18 protein-coding genes are annotated in these 15,334 nt (G+C 70.5%); 10 read left to right on the forward strand and 8 right to left on the reverse strand.

Going from position 1 to position 15,334, the window contains the following annotated elements; all coding sequences use genetic code 11:
- Nucleotides 1–14: 14 nt before the first annotated feature.
- The 3 genes from E5F05_RS12085 to E5F05_RS12095 form a co-directional block, all read right to left on the reverse strand.
- Nucleotides 15–1,532 (reverse strand): tripartite tricarboxylate transporter permease, encoded by a 1,518-nt coding sequence (locus E5F05_RS12085; protein ID WP_129118884.1) that lies wholly within the window; start codon nt 1,530–1,532, stop codon nt 15–17.
- The gene (locus tag E5F05_RS12090) at nt 1,533–2,063 is read right to left on the reverse strand and encodes a tripartite tricarboxylate transporter TctB family protein (protein WP_129118885.1); all 531 of its coding nucleotides are present in this window, start codon (nt 2,061–2,063) and stop codon (nt 1,533–1,535) included.
- 97 nt (nt 2,064–2,160) lie between these two features.
- Nucleotides 2,161–3,108 carry a Bug family tripartite tricarboxylate transporter substrate binding protein gene (locus E5F05_RS12095; RefSeq protein WP_129118886.1) on the reverse strand — a complete coding sequence of 316 codons (948 nt, stop codon included), beginning with the start codon at nt 3,106–3,108 and terminating at the stop codon, nt 2,161–2,163.
- A 205-nt stretch (nt 3,109–3,313) separates the two neighbouring features.
- On the opposite strand from E5F05_RS12095, the gene E5F05_RS12100 reads away from it, so the two are divergent.
- The 3 genes from E5F05_RS12100 to E5F05_RS12110 are packed head-to-tail and all read left to right on the forward strand — an operon-like array spanning nt 3,314 to nt 6,539.
- On the forward strand, nt 3,314–4,909 hold the full coding sequence (locus tag E5F05_RS12100; protein ID WP_129118887.1) for an ATP-binding protein: 1,596 nt from the start codon (nt 3,314–3,316) through the stop codon (nt 4,907–4,909).
- A complete protein-coding gene (locus E5F05_RS12105) occupies nt 4,906–5,586 on the forward strand; it encodes a response regulator (protein ID WP_129118888.1) in 681 nt (226 codons plus the stop codon). Before E5F05_RS12100 ends, E5F05_RS12105 begins: the two co-directional genes overlap by 4 nt.
- 50 nt (nt 5,587–5,636) lie before the next feature.
- Nucleotides 5,637–6,539, forward strand: coding sequence for a hypothetical protein (locus E5F05_RS12110; RefSeq protein ID WP_129118889.1), 903 nt, complete (start codon nt 5,637–5,639; stop codon nt 6,537–6,539).
- Nucleotides 6,540–6,546: 7 nt separating this feature from the next.
- Here E5F05_RS12110 and E5F05_RS12115 read toward each other — a convergent pair whose 3' ends face one another.
- The 4 genes from E5F05_RS12115 to E5F05_RS12130 are packed head-to-tail and all read right to left on the reverse strand — an operon-like array spanning nt 6,547 to nt 8,933.
- Nucleotides 6,547–6,960, reverse strand: a complete 414-nt coding sequence (locus E5F05_RS12115) for an inorganic diphosphatase (protein WP_221274247.1) — start codon at nt 6,958–6,960, stop codon at nt 6,547–6,549.
- On the reverse strand, nt 6,957–7,340 hold the full coding sequence (locus E5F05_RS12120) for a hypothetical protein (protein WP_129118890.1): 384 nt from the start codon (nt 7,338–7,340) through the stop codon (nt 6,957–6,959). The genes E5F05_RS12115 and E5F05_RS12120 overlap by 4 nt, the downstream gene beginning before the upstream one ends.
- A gap of 50 nt (nt 7,341–7,390) precedes the next feature.
- Nucleotides 7,391–8,083 carry a 16S rRNA (uracil(1498)-N(3))-methyltransferase gene (locus tag E5F05_RS12125; RefSeq protein WP_129118891.1) on the reverse strand — a complete coding sequence of 231 codons (693 nt, stop codon included), beginning with the start codon at nt 8,081–8,083 and terminating at the stop codon, nt 7,391–7,393.
- A 10-nt stretch (nt 8,084–8,093) separates the two neighbouring features.
- On the reverse strand, nt 8,094–8,933 hold the full coding sequence (locus E5F05_RS12130) for a 50S ribosomal protein L11 methyltransferase (RefSeq protein ID WP_129118892.1): 840 nt from the start codon (nt 8,931–8,933) through the stop codon (nt 8,094–8,096).
- Nucleotides 8,934–9,040: 107 nt separating this feature from the next.
- On the opposite strand from E5F05_RS12130, the gene E5F05_RS12135 reads away from it, so the two are divergent.
- The 6 genes from E5F05_RS12135 to E5F05_RS12160 all read left to right on the forward strand — a co-directional run bounded on the left by E5F05_RS12135 (nt 9,041) and on the right by E5F05_RS12160 (nt 12,946).
- Nucleotides 9,041–9,538, forward strand: coding sequence for a hypothetical protein (locus E5F05_RS12135; protein WP_129118893.1), 498 nt, complete (start codon nt 9,041–9,043; stop codon nt 9,536–9,538).
- Between the two features lie 81 nt (nt 9,539–9,619).
- The gene (proC, locus tag E5F05_RS12140) at nt 9,620–10,411 is read left to right on the forward strand and encodes a pyrroline-5-carboxylate reductase (RefSeq protein ID WP_129118894.1); all 792 of its coding nucleotides are present in this window, start codon (nt 9,620–9,622) and stop codon (nt 10,409–10,411) included.
- A gap of 29 nt (nt 10,412–10,440) precedes the next feature.
- Nucleotides 10,441–10,851 carry a hypothetical protein gene (locus tag E5F05_RS12145; RefSeq protein WP_129118895.1) on the forward strand — a complete coding sequence of 137 codons (411 nt, stop codon included), beginning with the start codon at nt 10,441–10,443 and terminating at the stop codon, nt 10,849–10,851.
- Between the two features lie 13 nt (nt 10,852–10,864).
- On the forward strand, nt 10,865–11,614 hold the full coding sequence (locus E5F05_RS12150; protein WP_129118896.1) for a TSUP family transporter: 750 nt from the start codon (nt 10,865–10,867) through the stop codon (nt 11,612–11,614).
- A 113-nt stretch (nt 11,615–11,727) separates the two neighbouring features.
- Nucleotides 11,728–12,285, forward strand: a complete 558-nt coding sequence (gene msrA / locus E5F05_RS12155) for a peptide-methionine (S)-S-oxide reductase MsrA (RefSeq protein ID WP_129118897.1) — start codon at nt 11,728–11,730, stop codon at nt 12,283–12,285.
- A gap of 34 nt (nt 12,286–12,319) precedes the next feature.
- A complete protein-coding gene (locus tag E5F05_RS12160) occupies nt 12,320–12,946 on the forward strand; it encodes a hypothetical protein (RefSeq protein ID WP_241687147.1) in 627 nt (208 codons plus the stop codon).
- Between the two features lie 13 nt (nt 12,947–12,959).
- Here the strand turns inward: E5F05_RS12160 and E5F05_RS12165 are convergent, their stop codons facing one another.
- Complete coding sequence (locus E5F05_RS12165; protein ID WP_129118898.1) at nt 12,960–13,604, reverse strand: MOSC domain-containing protein; 645 nt, start codon at nt 13,602–13,604, stop codon at nt 12,960–12,962.
- 80 nt (nt 13,605–13,684) lie between these two features.
- Here E5F05_RS12165 and E5F05_RS12170 point away from each other — a divergent pair, with 80 nt between their 5' ends.
- The gene (locus tag E5F05_RS12170; protein WP_129118899.1) at nt 13,685–15,304 is read left to right on the forward strand and encodes a phospholipase D-like domain-containing protein; all 1,620 of its coding nucleotides are present in this window, start codon (nt 13,685–13,687) and stop codon (nt 15,302–15,304) included.
- The last annotated feature ends 30 nt before the right edge of the window (nt 15,305–15,334 follow it).

The raw sequence follows: 15,334 nt of genomic DNA on the forward strand, positions 1-15,334 counted from the left end.
TTCGGCCGGTGTCTTTACACCGGTTCCTGGCGCATCCGCAGGGCCGCCCTCCGCGCCGCGCGCATCCGCAGCACGGGCGGCAGGATCAGCGCCATCGCCACGATCAGCAGGATGCCCGCCGTGAGGGGCTGCCGCGCGAAGATGCTGAAGTCGCCGTTGCTCTGCTGGAGGGCCGTGCGGAACTGGGCTTCGGCCACCGGCCCCAGGATCACGCCGATGATGGCGGGCGTCACCGGGAAGTCGAAGCGGCGCATCCCGTACCCGATCACGCCGAAGAGGGCCAGCAGGAACAGGTCGAAGACGCTGTTGTTCAGGCTGTACACGCCGACCGTCGAGAACACCAGAATCCCGGCGTACAGGAAGGGGCGGGGAATCAGCAGCAGCCGCGCCCAGACCGGCGCCAGCGGCAGGTTCAGCGCCAGCAGCATCACGTTGCCGATGTACAGAGAAGCGATCAGGCCCCAGACGAGGTCGCCGTTCGTCACGAACAGCAGCGGCCCCGGTTGCAGGCCGTACTGCTGGAAGGCGGCCAGCAGGATCGCGGCGGTCGCGCTGGTCGGCAGGCCCAGCGTGAGCAGCGGCACCAGCACCCCGGCGGCGGCGGCGTTGTTGGCCGCCTCGGGACCGGCGACGCCCTCGATGGCGCCCTTGCCGAACTCCTCGGGACGCCTGGTCAGGCGCTTTTCCAGCGTGTAGCTCAGGAAGGTGGGAATCTCCGCGCCGCCTGCCGGAATCGCGCCGAAGGGAAAGCCCAGGGCGGTGCCGCGCAGCCAGGGTTTCCAGCTCCGGCGCCAGTCCTCGCGGCTCATGCTGGCACCCCCCTCCAGCTTGATCACGCTGCCCTTGTCCCTCCGCAGGCGGCTGGCGACGTACAGCGTCTCCCCGATGGCGAAGAGGCCGATCACCACCGTGATGAAGTCGATGCCGTCGAGCAGTTCCGGGAAGCCCAGCGTGAAGCGGGCCTGGCCGCTCTGGAGGTCCGTACCGATCAGCCCGACGGCCAGACCCAGGAACAGGCTGGTCAGGCCCCGCAGCGGACTGCCGCCGAAGGTCGCGCTGATGGTCACGAAGGCCAGCATGATCAGGGCGAACTTGGCGCTGGGCGGAATCTGCACCGCGATCTCCGCGATGGCGGGGGCGGCGAAGGTCAGCAGCGCGGTCCCGATGGTGCCTGCCACGAAGGAACCGATGGCGGCGGTGGCGAGCGCGGCGGCGGCGCGGCCCCGGCGGGCCATCTTGTTGCCCTCCAGCGCGGTGATGATCGAACTCGATTCGCCGGGCGTGTTCAGCAGGATCGAGGTAGTCGAGCCGCCGAACATCCCGCCGTAATAGATGCCCGCGAACATGATGAAGGCGCTGACGGGCGGGAGCTTGGCCGTGACCGGCAGCAGCAGCGCCACCGTCAGCGCCGGGCCGATTCCGGGCAGCACGCCCACCAGCGTGCCGAGCGTGACGCCGATCAAGGCCCACAGCAGGTTCAGGGGCGTGAGGGCGGTTTCAAAGCCCGCGAAGAGGGAATGCAGCGCGTCCATCTACAGCACCCCTTTCAGCACGCCGGGCGGCAGCGTCAGGCCCAGCCCGTGTGTGAAGACAAGGTAGGTGACCAGGGCCACGACCAGCGAGACGAACACCATCAGTCCCCAGCGCCGTTCCCCGAAGGCGAACGCCACGCTGAAATACATGATGGCGGTCCCCAGCACGAAGCCCAGCGTGGGCAGCAGCACCGCGCCCAGCAGGAAACCGCCCAGGATGATCCCGGCGGCCCCCAGATTCACCGGTGCGTCCGGGTCGGTGTCCTCCTCGGCGGCGGGTTCGGCGCGGTCGCCGCGCAGGGCGTTCACGGTGAGCAGCACGCCCATCACCGTCGTCCCGACACTGACGATCAGGGGAAAGACGCGCGGGCCGATCACCGCGTTGATGCCGAAGGGAATCTGGAAGCTGCCCACGAGCAGCAGCACCCCGAGCAGCGTGACCCCCAGGGCGACCAGCAGGTCCGGCACGCTGATACCGCGCCGGGCGGCCGGGGGCGCGACCCGGGGCGGGAGAGAGGGAACATCTGACATAAACACTCCTCAGGAACGGCACGCCTTCAGACAGGCGTCAGGTACACGGGAAAAAGCGGGCGGGGCGGGCCATGTGGGCCGCCCCGCCGCGACGCGCTTACTTGACCAGGCCGATGTCCTTCAGGATGTTCCGGGTACGGTTGGCCTCCAGCTTCAGGTACACGTCGAACTTGCTGCCGCTGAGGTACAGGTCGGTCCAGTTGCGGGTCGCCAGCATGTCCTTCCATTCCTTGCTGGCGTGCATCTTGTCCAGGGCGGCGACCAGCGCGGCCTTTTCGGAGGCGCTGATGCCGGGAGGGGCCACGATGCCGCGCCAGTTGGCGAGGTCCACGTTCAGGCCCTGCTCCTTGAAGGTGGGCACCGGAATCCCGGCCTGGCGCTTGGGCGCGCTGATGCCCAGGGCGCGCAGCTTCCCGGCCTTGATCTGCGCCTCGAACTCGCCGTACCCGGCCACGCCCGCCGCGACCTGGTTGCCCAGCACCGCCGCCAGCGTCTCGCCGCCGCCGCTGAAGGGCACGTAGTTCATCTTCCGGGGGTCCACGCCCGCTTCCTTGGCGAGCAGGCCGACCAGCATGTGGTCCGTGCCGCCCGCGCTGCCCCCCGCGATGGCGACCCCGCCGGGATTGGCCTTCCAGGCGGCGGCCAGGTCCTGCATCGTCTTGTAGGGGCTGGAGGCGGGCACCACCAGCACCTCGTACTCGCCGGTCAGGCGGGCGATGGGCGTGACGCGGCTGAGGTCCACCTTGCTGTTGTTGGTCTGGATCGCGCCGACCATCACCAGGCCCATCGTCATCAAGAGGTTGCCGTCGCCCTTGCTGTTGTAGAGCTGCGCGAGGCCGATGGTGCCGCCCGCGCCGGGCACGTTGAACACCTGCACCGGCTTGACGATGTTCTGGTCCTGGAGCACCGTCTGGATCGCGCGGCTGGTCTGGTCCCAGCCGCCGCCGGGGCTGGCGGGCGCCATGATCCGCAGATTGTTGATGCCCTGCGCGGCGGCGAGGGGCGTGAAGAGGCTGAGCAGGGCCAGGGACAGCACTTTTTTCATGAATTCCTCCGGGGGGCGGGCCGGGGTCGGCCACGCGGGTCTGGGCTGTGAGATCGGCCTCACCTTACTCCCCGGCGCCCCGGTCAGACAAGCGGTTTTCTGCGTGCCGCACGTACTTTTTCGTGAGCATTATTTACGGCGCCGAACGCAATGTACGCAAGTCCGGCGGGGCCCCGGCCAGCCTCTAGAATGGGACAGGACGCCTATGCTGCTTTCTGCCCGCCGAGAACCGCGACACGCCAGACCGGGGTTGCAGGGCCGCCTCGTGCGCCTGCATCTGCTGGTGCTCTGCGCGATGACGCTGGTGCTGGTGGCGGTGCAGACCGCGTCCCTCTACGGGCAGGCGCGCGAACGGCTGGGCGAGCGGGCCATCACTGCCAGCCGCCTGGTGGCGCGGCTCCCGAATGTGGTGGCGGCGGCGGCGGCGGGCATGCAGAATCCGGCGCTGAACGCCCAGATCAACGCCCTGCGCGACGAGGCGGAGGCGGATTTCATCGTGGTGGGCAACCGCCAGGGCATCCGGCTGGCCCACCCGGTGCCCGAGCGGCTGGGACAACCGATGGAGGGCGGCGACAACGTGGAGCCGTTCGCGGGGCATGAGGTCGTGAGTGTCGCGCGCGGCAGCCTGGGCGTCAGCGTGCGCGGCAAGGTGCCCATCTGGCAGGGCGGGCAGGTGGTTGGCGTGGTCAGCACCGGCTACCTGATGCCGCAGGTGTGGCATCTGGTGGCGCAGGCCCTGCTGAGTCTGGCCCCCTGGTTCCTGCTGGCCCTGGCGCTGGGCACGGTGGGCGCGGTGTGGGCCGCCCGCCGCCTGCGCGCCGAGATCCTGAACCTCGAACCCGAGCAGATCGCGGCGCTGGTGGGGCAGCACCGGGCGGTCCTGGCCGCGCTCCGCGAGGGGGTGATCGCGGTGGACGCGGGCGGCCGGATGACGCTCGTCAGCGACCGCGCCGCCGAGATGCTGCCCCCGGTGGCCCCCCCGTCCCCGCTGGCCGCCGCCTGGCCGGAACTCGCCGGGCACCTCTCGGCCACCGGGCCGGTGCGGCAGCAGAACGTGGAACTCACCTTGCGCGGCCAGCCGGTGCTGGCGAACGTGGAGCCCCTCAGCGGCGGCTTCGTCGCCAGCTTCCGCGACCGGGCCGAGGCGCTGGCCCTGGCCGACGAACTCACGCACGCGCGCGGCTTCGTGGACGTGCTGCGGGCGCAGACGCACGAGTATCAGAACCGCCTGCACGTCCTCTCCGGCCTGCTGCAACTGGGCCGCCCCGACGAGGCGCTGCGCGTGCTGGACGCCGAGATCGAACAGGGCGCGCAGTTCCGCCAACTGCTGCGCGACGTGCAGGTGCCCCGACTGGTCGCGCTGCTGGCCGGAAAACGCGAGCGGGCACAGGAACTGGGCATCGACTTTCAGGTCGCCCCCGAGAGCAGCCTCTCGCCCGCCTGGGAGCGGCACGCGGATACGCTGGTGACGGCGGTCGGCAACCTCACCGAGAACGCCTTCGAGGCGCTGAACGGCCAGCCCGGCACCGTCACCGTCCTGATCGGTGAGGACCCCGAGGGGGCGCAGATCGAGGTGGAGGACAGCGGCCCCGGCGTGCCCCCCGAGGTCGCCGCCCGGCTCTTCACACGCGGCGCGAGCAGCAAGGGCGAGGGGCGAGGCTACGGTCTGGCGGGGGTCCATGCCCGCGTGCTGGCCCTGGGCGGCGAGATGCGCTCCACCCGTCGGGAGGGCTGCACGGTCTTTCAGGTGAACCTTCCCCCGCCGACCACCGCCCCGGCGGCGCGACTGGAGCAGGTATGACCCGCGTGCGCGTGCTGCTGGTCGAGGACGACCTGCGCGTGGCCCGCGTGAACCGCGACCTGCTCGAACGTGACCCCGACGTGCACGTGGTCGGCAGCGCGGCCACGCTCGCGCAGGCCGACGCGCTGGCCCAGGCCCTCGCCCCCGACCTGATTCTGCTCGACGTGCATCTGCCCGACGGGAGTGGCCTGGGCCTGCTGCGCCACTGGCGCGCGCAGGGGCGCACGACGGACGTGGCCCTGATCACCGCCGCCGACGACGAGGCGAGCGTGAGGACCGCGCTGGCGCAGGGTGCCTTCGATTACCTGATCAAGCCTTTCACGGGCGCCCGGCTGGCGGAGGTGATCGCCCGCCACCGCGCCCGCCGTACCCCGCGCGCCACCCTCGACCAGTCGCACCTTGACCGCCTGCTGGGTGTGAGTGGGAGCACGCCGGAACCTCTTCCGCGCGGCATCGACCCTCATACCCTCGAACGGGTCGCGCAGGTGCTGGAGGGGGCGGAGGACGCCCTGAGTGCCGAGGAGGTCGGGGACCGCACCCACCTGTCGCGGGTGACGGCGTGGCGCTACCTCGAACATCTGGTGCGGGTGGGCCGGGCCTCCCTCGACCATCAGTACGGCCTGGCCGGGCGTCCGGCCAAGCTGTACCGGGCGCGCACCGGGGCCCCGGGGGAATAGGAGACACGCTTCATCCCATCCGCCACCCGGGACCCTACACTGTCTCCCCGATGCGCGCCCCGCTCCCTGCTGCCCTGCTCGCCGTGTCTCTGTTCCTGGGAGCGTGCGCGCCCAACCTGACGCGGCCGCCCCAGCCCCATACTCCTGCCCTCGACTTCGGGGGGCCTGTCCCGGACGTGGTGGTTTTCGCGGTGTCGGGGCGCTGCGGGACCGGTTGCACCGCGCCGCGTGACAACTGGGATTACCTCACGGCGCGCGGGACCGTGGACCGGGTCGCGGACACCATCGCCGCCGCCGGGTACCGCGTGGAGGCGGCCGGGTACGCCTCCAGCGCCAGCGAGAGCTTCATGTCGCGCCGGGCCCAGACCCCCCAGCGCGGGTATCCGGCGTTGCTGTCGGACTACCTCCGCCTCCAGACCGCCTGGCCGGGTGCGGCGCGGCCCCGCGTGGTGCTGCTGGGGCATTCGCAGGGCGTCGCCTGGCTGCACCACCTCGCCCGCGTGACGCCGGAGCAGCCGGTCGCCCTCCAGATCGACCTCGACGGCATCTGCGCCGCGTGGCACAGCGACCACGGCGACGCGCTGAGCGAGCTGCCGGACGACCCGGCGCGGCCCTCGCCCGCCGAGGCCTGCAACCTCTTCCGCGTGGCGGGCCACTCGCTGCGCGGCAAGGACATCGTGTGGCCGAACGTCGCGCGCAACCTAGAGGTGCAGAGCAAGCGCCTGCCCGCGCGGGTCAGCGACAGCGGGGGCTTCCTGGTCAACTATCTCTTCGAGGTCACGCCCAACCTGCGGGTGGACGGCAGCTTGCAGGGCATCGAGCGGTACGTGTCGCCCCGTGAGGATCACGGCGCCGTGTCCTACCCCAACAGTGACGCGCTGCGCTGGGTGGCAGAGCAGACGGCGCTGATCGTGCAGGACTGGAAGCGCGAGGACGCCGCCCGCCCGCACTGACGCTCCCTCAGCCCCCGGCCGTCAGGGACGCGAGCCAGGCCGCCGCTTCCTGCGGCCCCTCCAGCCGCGCGCCGCGTTCAGGTGGGAACCACGCGAGCAGGGCCAGCACATCGCCGCCGTGGTGTTCCTCCAGATTCCCGAACACCACCTTGTGATCCCCGTCCGCGAGGCGCAGCAGGCCTGAGGGCACGGCGGTCACGCGCTCACCGACCGCGAGGGGCGTGCCCAGCCACACGGCGTCCACCTCCGCACCGTCGGCCGGGTTGAGGGTGCCGGGCAGGCAGCCGTAGTTCACCGGGGCGGGCCAGGGTTCGGCGCGGTAAGGGACCACCTCGCCGCCGTGCCACACGAAGCGGTCGAGGGTGCCGCGCGTCCACTCCACCACGCCCTCCACCGGCGTGCCCTCCAGAGGCCCGGTCAAGGCAGCACCTCATACAGTTCGATCTGCCGCAGCACCGTGCCGTCAAACGCGAGGACCGCCCGGTACGCGCCGGGATTCGGCGCCGGGAGGCGGAAGGTCGCGTCCCGCTGCGCCGCGTCGAGGTACACGCTGTCGCGCCCCAGTTCGCGCGCCCCGTCGAACCAGGCGACACTCAGGTAACCCGGCGTGAAGCGGCCCTCCACCCGCGCCCGCAGCACCAGTGCGTCCCCCTCGCGCACCAGGGTGGCGGCCGTCACGCGCGTCGGGAGCGTCACCTCCACCGGTTTTGGAATCAGGGGAACGTAGGCATAGCGGCAGCCTGTCAGCGCGGGCGCGAGCAGACACGCCAGCAGCAGCAGGCGGATGGGGGTGGGAAGCATGGGCGCATTGTAGGGAGGGGGAATGAGGAGGAGCGCCCTCTCCACCACGCCTACACTCCCGTTGCCACCAATGCCCCCAGCAGCGCCACCGGGGCCGTCTCCGCGCGCAGGATGCGGGGGCCGAGGGTCACGGCAACGGCTCCTCTGGCGGTGAGGGCCGCGACCTCTGCGTCCGAGAGGCCGCCTTCCGGTCCGGTCAGCACCGTGACGGGTGCGTCCCAGGTCAGGTGGTCGGTGAGGCGGGCGGTCGCGCCGGGTTGCGCGACGAAGAGCTTGCCTTGCCAGGTCAGCTCGCCCAGAGGCACGGGGGCCAGCACCTCCGGCGTGACGGCGCGGCGGGACTGCTTGCTGGCCTCCTCCGCCACGCGGCGCAGCCGCAACAACTTCTGCGCCCCGATCTCGCGGGCGTCGGCGTGCCGGGTGACGAGCAGTTGCACCCGCGCCGCGCCCAGTTCGGTGGCCGCCCGGACCACGTCCGCCAGCTTGTCGCCCTTGAGCAGCGCCACCGCCAGCGTGACGGGTTGCGGCGTCTCGGCAACTCCGGTGAGGCGTTCGCCCAGCGTCAGGACGGCGTGGGCTTCTTCCAGCCGCGTGAGCGTCGCGGCGGCCTCCGTGCCCTGACCGTCGAACACGCGCACCTCGTCCCCTTCGCGCAGCCGCAGCACGTGCAGATGCCGGGTCTCACGTGGGCCGAGCGTCATTTGCGGGGCCAGGGCATCCACCCGGACGCGGTGGGGCGCCATCAGGACCGCCTCACGAGAGCGGCGCGCGGGCCGTCACCAGCGCCCACTCGTCGTCGAGCGTTTCCTGCACGTCCCCGAAGCCCTCGCGTTCCAGCGCCGCGCGCACCAGCGGGAGCTTGACGGTCAGGATGCCGGTCAGCACCAGCGGACCGCCCGGCACGAGATGCGCGGCGTAGTCCCCGGCCAGCAGGTCGTGGAGTTCCGCGTAGAGGTTCGCCACCAGCACGTCGTAGGCGTCCACGTCTTCTTCGGGGAAGGTGAGGGCATCCTCGCCCAGCGTCCCCTCCTCGAAGCGCACGCGCCCGGCCGGGACGCCGTTCACTTCCGCGTTTTCCCGTGCAATCGGAATGGTGATCGGGTCGATGTCCACTCCGAAGGCGAAGCGCGCGCCCAGCAGCGCCGCCGCAATCGCCAGCACGCCGCTCCCGGTCCCCACGTCCAGCACCCGCGCCCCCGTTCCTTCCGGGCCGAGCGTGGCGAGGTTCAGGTCCGAGAGCGCCTCCACCGCCAGCCGCGTCGTCGCGTGGTGCCCCGTCCCGAAGGCCATGCCCGGCTCGATCACCAGCGGGAGTTGTCCAGCCTCCACCTCCTCCCGCAGCCACGGCGGCACGATGGTCACGCGGCCTGCCCGCACGGGGCGCAGCGTCCGTTTGAACTCGGCCAGCCAGTCCTGGTCGGCCTCCTCGCGCCAGTCGCCGTCCGAAACCTGGGGGGGCAGGTCGGTGCGGGCGTCGAAGTAGGCGCGGATGATGCCCGCGCGCTCCTCCAGGCCGGTCGCGCCTGCCGTCCACAGCAGGTCGAGGTCGGCTTCGCGGGTGCCAAAGGTGCCGGGCAGGTGGTACACGAGCATGGGGGAGAGTGTAGGGCCTGTGGGGTCGGGGCACGATGATGAGCCGCGCCGGGTCCCTTCGCTTTAGAAAACCGCGTGCAGCCCTTCCGGGGTTGTACTTATGGAGGATGGACGAGAACGACAGGAACGGTAGGCCGGAACAGAGGCCCAGCCCCCTCAAGCGGTGGCTGCCTCTGGTTGCCGGTGGCCTCGCGGGGGCAGTCACGGTGACGCTGCTGAACGAGGGCGCCCGGCGGCTGGTGCCGCACGCTCCCCGCCTGGACGTGATCGGTGAACGTGCCCTCAGTCAGTCGCTGCGGGCCGCTGGCGTGGAACCGCCGCACGGTGACGACCTCTACCGCTGGACGCTGGCGAGCGACCTCGTGTCGAATGCGCTCTATTACGGCCTCGTGGGCGTGGGCGACCCGGCGAACGCGACGCGCCGAGGGGCCTCCCTCGGCCTGGCGGCGGGACTGGGCGCCGTATTCCTGCCGCGACCGCTCGGGCTGGGGCGCCAGCCGGGGGAACAGCCGCCGCTGACCCAGCTTCTGACAGTGACGTGGTATCTGGCGGGCGGGCTTGCGGCGGCAGCGACGTACCGGGCGCTGAGCCGGGACGTTTCCTGAATACATCCTGAACACACAGGAATCTTCGTCGTATGGCCCACCTGCCCGGAAGGACAGGGGGCGTCCCCCTATACTCCCCGCATGAGACTCGCCATCGTCGGCGTCGGGAAACTCGGCCTTGCCCTGCTGGAGGGCGTCACCTCGCGCGGCGTGATGCCCGCAGGCGAGATCGGCCTGCTGGACGCGAACGGCACCCGGGCTGCCGAACTCGCCGCCCGCACCGGGGCGCGGAACCTCACGCCGCCTGACCTGCGCTACGCCGAACGCATCCTGATCAGCGTCCAGCCGCGCGTGTTTTCCGAGATCAGCGACTGGCTCGCGCAGGAAAACGCCGGGTACATCAGCACGATGGCGGGCGTCAGCACCGCAGCCCTGACCCGCCGCCTGGGCACCAAGCGCGTTGTGCGCGTGATGCCCAACCTCGCCGCCACCATCGGCCTCAGCCAGACGGCCATCACCGCGCCGCGCGAGGCCGAGAGCGCAGGCGACCTGGAGTTTGCCCGGCAACTCTTCGGCGCCGTTGGTGACGTGTACGACCTCCCCGAACACCTGTTCAACGCCTTTACGGGCATGAGTGCTTCCGGTCCCGCCTACGCCGCCGTGTTTGCCGAGGCGCTCGCGGACGGCGGCGTCCGCATGGGCCTTCCCCGCGCCCTCGCGCACGAACTCGCCGCCAAGCTCCTCGTCTCCAGCGGCGAACTCCTCCAGGGGCGTGCCCACCCCGGTCTGCTCAAGGACGAGGTCGCCAGCCCCGGCGGCACCACCATCGCCGGGCTGGAGGTGCTGGAAGCGGCGGGCGTGCGCGGCGCGCTGATGCGGGCGGTCGTGGCGGCCACGCGCCGGGGAGCGGAGCTGGGGAAGGATCAGGAGTGAGGCAAAGGGCAGAGGGCCTTATCCTGACCATGCGGAAAGGGCGTTGCCTTCTGGCTGCGCTGCTGCCTGCCTCTGCCCTGGCGGATGGTGGGCCGCGCCTCTCGCCGCTCGGTGTGCCGTACAGCGATACCGTCACGCTCCATTGCCAGAGCGGACGCAGCATCCTGTTCTTCTCCCCGAATACGCAGTCCGTCCGGTTGCTGTACCGGGGGAAGGTGAGTGGCTGGCTGGGATATCTGTCTTTTACATCAGGCATCCGGTACTCGAATGTCGGTTTACCTGGTATGGGCGAGTTCGACACGCCGAGGTTGGGCGAGGGGCTGGAATGGCGCAGCCTCGCCAAATCCGGCTTCTCGTGGTCAAAGAGCGAACTGTATCGGGTCACGCAACACGCGAACGGCCAGCGCGACCTGAACCTGCTGGAACGCTGCTCCGGCTGATACAGTCCCCTTCGTGCCCCAGCCCGAAGTCCTGCTCTACGGCCTCCCCCTCGCCTTTCTCGCCGGATTCATCGACGCGGTGGCGGGTGGCGGGGGCACCATCACGCTCCCGACGCTGTTTTTCATGGGCCTCTCGCCCGCGCAGGCGGTCGCCACCAACAAGCTGCTCGCCATCTTCGGGTCGGGCAGCGCGACCTTTCAATACTGGCGCAAGGGGCATGTGGAGAAGGCGCTGGTGCTGCGGCTGATTCCGCTGGCGCTGGTTGGCAGTGCGCTGGGCGCCTACCTGGTCCATTTCGTGAACCCGAATGCCTTCCGCACGCTGGTCGGCGTGGTGATTCTCGGCGTGGGCGTGCTGGTGCTGGTCAACAAACGCTTCGGCCTGGAGGACCGCTATCCCGGTCTGACGCCCCGGACGCTGGCCCTCACGCTGCCCGGCGCCCTGATCATCGGCGTGTACGACGGCTTTCTCGGCCCCGGCACCGGCACCTTTCTGATGTTCCTGTTCACGCTGGTGGGCTTCAACCTCGTCCGCTCCAGCGGCAACGCCCGCACCATCAACTTCGCCACCAACCTGGGCGCGTTCCTGTTCTTCCTGATCGGCGGGCAGATGGTCTGGTGGATCGGCCTGCCGATGGGGGCCGCCAACGCTCTCGGCGCCACGCTGGGTGCCCGGATGGCGATGCTGCGCGGCAGCGGCTTCGTGAAGGTGATGTACGGGCTGATCGTGGTGCTGGTGGCGGCGCGGCTGCTGACGCAGTGAGGCTTGTGGCACGTGGCTTGTGGCTTGTGGCTTGTAGAGAAGCTTTTGCATTGGCTTAAGCCCTCCACACGCCACATGCCACAAGCTACACGCTAAAAAAGCCACAATCCCCTATGACCTCATCACAGACGGGCGGACAGACGCAGCAGGCAATCTTCGCGGGGGGGTGCTTCTGGTGCACCGAGGCCGTCATGAAGGACGTGCGCGGCGTGACGAAGGTGGAGAGCGGGTACATCGGCGGGCACGTGCCGAACCCCGACTACCGGACGGTGTGTGGCGGTCAGACCGGACACGCCGAGGCGGTGCGCGTGACCTTCGATCCCTTGCAGGTCAGCTTCAAGGACCTGCTGAGGCTCTTTTTCGCCACGCACGACCCCACCAGCCTCAACCGCCAGGGGGCCGACGTGGGCACCCAGTACCGCAGCGCCGTCTTTCCGCTGAATGCCGAGCAGGAGCGCGAGACGCGCGAGGTGATCGACGAACTCACCCGGCAAAACATCTTTGACCGGCCCATCGTGACCACGATTGAACCCGCCAGCGAGTTCTACGGGGCCGAGGACTACCACCAGGACTTTTACGCCAACAACCCGCGTCAGCCCTACTGCATGGCCGTGATCGCCCCGAAGGTGGCGAAATTCCGCAAGGAATACAGCGACCGGCTGAGGGTCTGAACGGGGCACGGCCGGGTTCTCTATCATTCAGGGCATGGAGCGAGACGGCGGAATCTCTGAGCTGGAAAGCTTGCATGCCCTGTGGCGGGACTTCGAGGAGAGCGTGCTGGCGTCCGGCCTCGAACCGGCCAGATGCCGCAAGCTTCTGCTGAAGGCGTCCCGTTACCGGGAAGGGGCGCTCATTTACCGGCTTTCGGGCACCGACCGGCTGGAAGAGCTGAAACTGGAGATCAAGAACTCGTACTTCAAGCTGCTGCGCCCCGAATGGTTCAGCGAGCTGAACAGGGACGAGGTGATCGAGATTCTCCCCCTGCTCGTCCCCGCGTCCCTGCACTGGGAACCGCACGGCAACGGCGGGCTGATGAACTTCATCAACGTGGCGCTGGACGCCCTCCCGCGTGACCTGGCGAGCCGCATCTACCTGGACGCCTTCGCCCGCTACCTCCGGAGCTTCGGCTACTACGCGCGGGCAACACCGGAAGAAAAAGTCGGCATGCTGAAGGAATTCATGTGCCTGGACCGCCTGCACATCTACCGTTCCGCCACCGCGCGCGAGAACCGGCAGGCCCTGCAAGACCTCATCCGTGACCTGCTGGGCGAGGAGGCGGTGGCCGTGTACCAGGCTGGACTGGACGCGGCGCTGGCCGCGAGCCGGGGCTGAACCGCTGCGGCTGCTAGCTGGAACGGGCGTCCGCCAGCCGTTCCTCCAGGTTGCGGCGGAGCCGGACGGCCAGCGGGGAGTGCAGATACCGTTCCAGCGTCGCGCGGGAAGGCGTGTCCTCGTACCACAGGTCAAAGAGCTCCGCGATGGTCGGGGCCTCTGCCGGTGCGGGGGCGCGCGTGACCTCGTCCCCCCGGCCCAGGTCGCCCCCTTCCAGTACCCGGGTATAGAAGCCGGGGCGGCGTGCCCGCGCGAACCGCTTCACGAAGCCTGCGTCCGCCATGCGTGCGCCCAGGGTGCCGCAGGGAATACGCGGGGCCGTGACCTCCAGCAGCACGCTCCCCACCCGGAAGCGTTCGCCCACCTGCACACCGGCCGACTCCAGCCCGCCGATCAGCAGATTCTCCCCGAAGGTGCCGGGTTCGAGCGCCGCGCCGAGGGCCTCGGCCCAGTGGTCGTAGTCCTCACGGGTGTAGATGTAGACGGCCTGATCGGGACCGCCGTGATGCTTGCGGTCCAGCACGTGATCCCCGTCCAGCCCCTGCGCCGTGACCCTGACCCGGCCGGGCACTGGATGCTTGCAAATCCCCGTCACCGCCATGCGCTGGCCGATCTGGACAGCGGTGGGCTGGCCGATGTTCACGCTGATGAGCTTCATGCCGCAGGCTACCAGTCCCAGTCATGGGGAGCGGTCCGCGTTTCCGCCGGAACGGCTGGACGGGGCATACTCTGCCCAGGATGCGTGCGGTTCCCTCCACCCGTCTGGCCGCCTGGGCGCTCGCCTTCCTGGCGTTGCTGGCCGGGCCGTGGCCGGACGCGCACGCCCGCGGGCCGGTCTTTCCGGCCGGGCTGGAGGTGGTGGGCAACATGCTGCCGCCGCCCGACCGCGCGGCGCTGGGCGGGCTGGGGCTGAACACCTGTCCGCCGCCCGAAGCGCCCCTCGACCGCCTGCTGTATGACCGCACGCTGGGGGAGGGCGCGGCCCTGAGCTGCGGGAACCGCTTCGAGGGCCTGCTGCACTTTCCGCAGGCGGACCCGGCCTACAGCACGCAGCCGCGCACCCCGCACGGCGGCTTCGACCTGCTGGAGACGCAACTGCGCGGGACGCGACGCGAACTGCTGATCGCCAACATGATCTGGGACGACGGCCCGGACGCCCCCGGCGCAGAGGTCGCGCGGGCCATCGCGGCCCTGCGGCGGGACGTGGCCGAGCACCCCGAACGCCATCCGGACGGCCTGACCGTGCGGGTGATGCTGGGCAATTCGATCCGGCTCGACGCGCTGCTCGATCCGTCGGCCAGCGCCTACAGCGCGGCCCGGCACCTGCTGGCGGCGGGCGTGCCCCTGACCGGCGACACGGTGCCCGGCTGGCGGCTGGAGATTGCCAACTACGCCTACAGCCTGCCGCACAGCCACGTCAAACTCGTGGTGCAGGACGGCGAGACAGTGCTGGCGGGGGGTTTCAATATCAGCTTCTATCACCTGCCAGCGGACGCTCCCGGCGGGCACGGCCTGGACCTGACGGACCTGGCGCTGCGGGTGCGCGGCCCGGTCGCCCGGAACGCGGTCGCAGCCTTTCAGGACGGGTGGGCGCTCAGTCACTTGCTGACCTGCCGGACCGAGCCGACACCGGACACCCTGCGGCGGGACTGCACCTTCAGCCGCCCCACCTCGCCCCTGCCGCCCGTCTGGACGGCGCCCGCCCCCGCCGCCGGGCAGGCGCGCGTGTACCCCCTCTACCGCCGCAACGGGTACACCGGCGCGGACGAAACCGTGGTGGCCCTCTTCGGGGCGGCCCACAGCAGCATCGACGTGATGCAGTCGCAGGTCAGCGGCACCCTGGGCTGCATCGGCGCCCTCTTCGAGGAGAACGGCTGTCCGCCCGCCCTGCAACTCCCGGTGTGGCAGGCCGCAGCGCAGGCCATCCGCGAACGGGGCGTCACGCTGCGGCTGCTGCTCGACTACGACCCGCTGCTTCAGGCCGAGACGCTGGCCTTCCTGCGCGGTCTGCGCGCCGAACTGGCCCCGCTGGGGCTGGCCGACCACGTCCAGGCCCGCTGGTACGGCACGGCGGGCGGCCTGCACACCAAGGCGGCGCTGATCGACGGCCGGATGCTCACCGTCGGCAGCCAGAACCTTCACCATTCCTCCTTCGGGCGGCTGGGCCTGGGCGAATACACCCTCGCCACCAGCGACCCCGGCGCGGTCAGCGAGTACGCGCGGATGTTCGCCTTCGAGTGGGCGCGGGCCGGAGCCATCCACGCCCCCTGGTGGCTGCCCGAGGGCCAGCCCCTCCCCGCGCCGCGACCGGACGCGGAACCCGCCGAGCGTCCGGGCCGCCCGCTCCCCGCCCCGTGACCCCCGTCCTGGTGCGTCCGGGCCGCCTGT

It is taken from the genome of Deinococcus metallilatus, assembly GCF_004758605.1.
Taxonomy (GTDB): Bacteria; Deinococcota; Deinococci; order Deinococcales; family Deinococcaceae; genus Deinococcus; species Deinococcus metallilatus.

Excerpts from the sequence above, each read along its gene's own strand:
- E5F05_RS12085 (WP_129118884.1), bottom strand. The coding sequence starts at position 1,532 with ATGGACGCGCTGCATTCCCTCTTCGCGGGCTTTGAAACCGCCCTCACG.
- E5F05_RS12090 (WP_129118885.1), bottom strand. The coding sequence starts at position 2,063 with ATGTCAGATGTTCCCTCTCTCCCGCCCCGGGTCGCGCCCCCGGCCGCC.
- E5F05_RS12095 (WP_129118886.1), bottom strand. The coding sequence starts at position 3,108 with ATGAAAAAAGTGCTGTCCCTGGCCCTGCTCAGCCTCTTCACGCCCCTC.
- E5F05_RS12100 (WP_129118887.1), top strand. The coding sequence starts at position 3,314 with ATGCTGCTTTCTGCCCGCCGAGAACCGCGACACGCCAGACCGGGGTTG.
- E5F05_RS12105 (WP_129118888.1), top strand. The coding sequence starts at position 4,906 with ATGACCCGCGTGCGCGTGCTGCTGGTCGAGGACGACCTGCGCGTGGCC.
- E5F05_RS12110 (WP_129118889.1), top strand. The coding sequence starts at position 5,637 with ATGCGCGCCCCGCTCCCTGCTGCCCTGCTCGCCGTGTCTCTGTTCCTG.
- E5F05_RS12120 (WP_129118890.1), bottom strand. The coding sequence starts at position 7,340 with ATGCTTCCCACCCCCATCCGCCTGCTGCTGCTGGCGTGTCTGCTCGCG.
- E5F05_RS12125 (WP_129118891.1), bottom strand. The coding sequence starts at position 8,083 with ATGGCGCCCCACCGCGTCCGGGTGGATGCCCTGGCCCCGCAAATGACG.
- E5F05_RS12130 (WP_129118892.1), bottom strand. The coding sequence starts at position 8,933 with ATGCTCGTGTACCACCTGCCCGGCACCTTTGGCACCCGCGAAGCCGAC.
- E5F05_RS12135 (WP_129118893.1), top strand. The coding sequence starts at position 9,041 with ATGGACGAGAACGACAGGAACGGTAGGCCGGAACAGAGGCCCAGCCCC.
- proC (WP_129118894.1), top strand. The coding sequence starts at position 9,620 with ATGAGACTCGCCATCGTCGGCGTCGGGAAACTCGGCCTTGCCCTGCTG.
- E5F05_RS12145 (WP_129118895.1), top strand. The coding sequence starts at position 10,441 with ATGCGGAAAGGGCGTTGCCTTCTGGCTGCGCTGCTGCCTGCCTCTGCC.
- msrA (WP_129118897.1), top strand. The coding sequence starts at position 11,728 with ATGACCTCATCACAGACGGGCGGACAGACGCAGCAGGCAATCTTCGCG.
- E5F05_RS12160 (WP_241687147.1), top strand. The coding sequence starts at position 12,320 with ATGGAGCGAGACGGCGGAATCTCTGAGCTGGAAAGCTTGCATGCCCTG.
- E5F05_RS12165 (WP_129118898.1), bottom strand. The coding sequence starts at position 13,604 with ATGAAGCTCATCAGCGTGAACATCGGCCAGCCCACCGCTGTCCAGATC.
- E5F05_RS12170 (WP_129118899.1), top strand. The coding sequence starts at position 13,685 with ATGCGTGCGGTTCCCTCCACCCGTCTGGCCGCCTGGGCGCTCGCCTTC.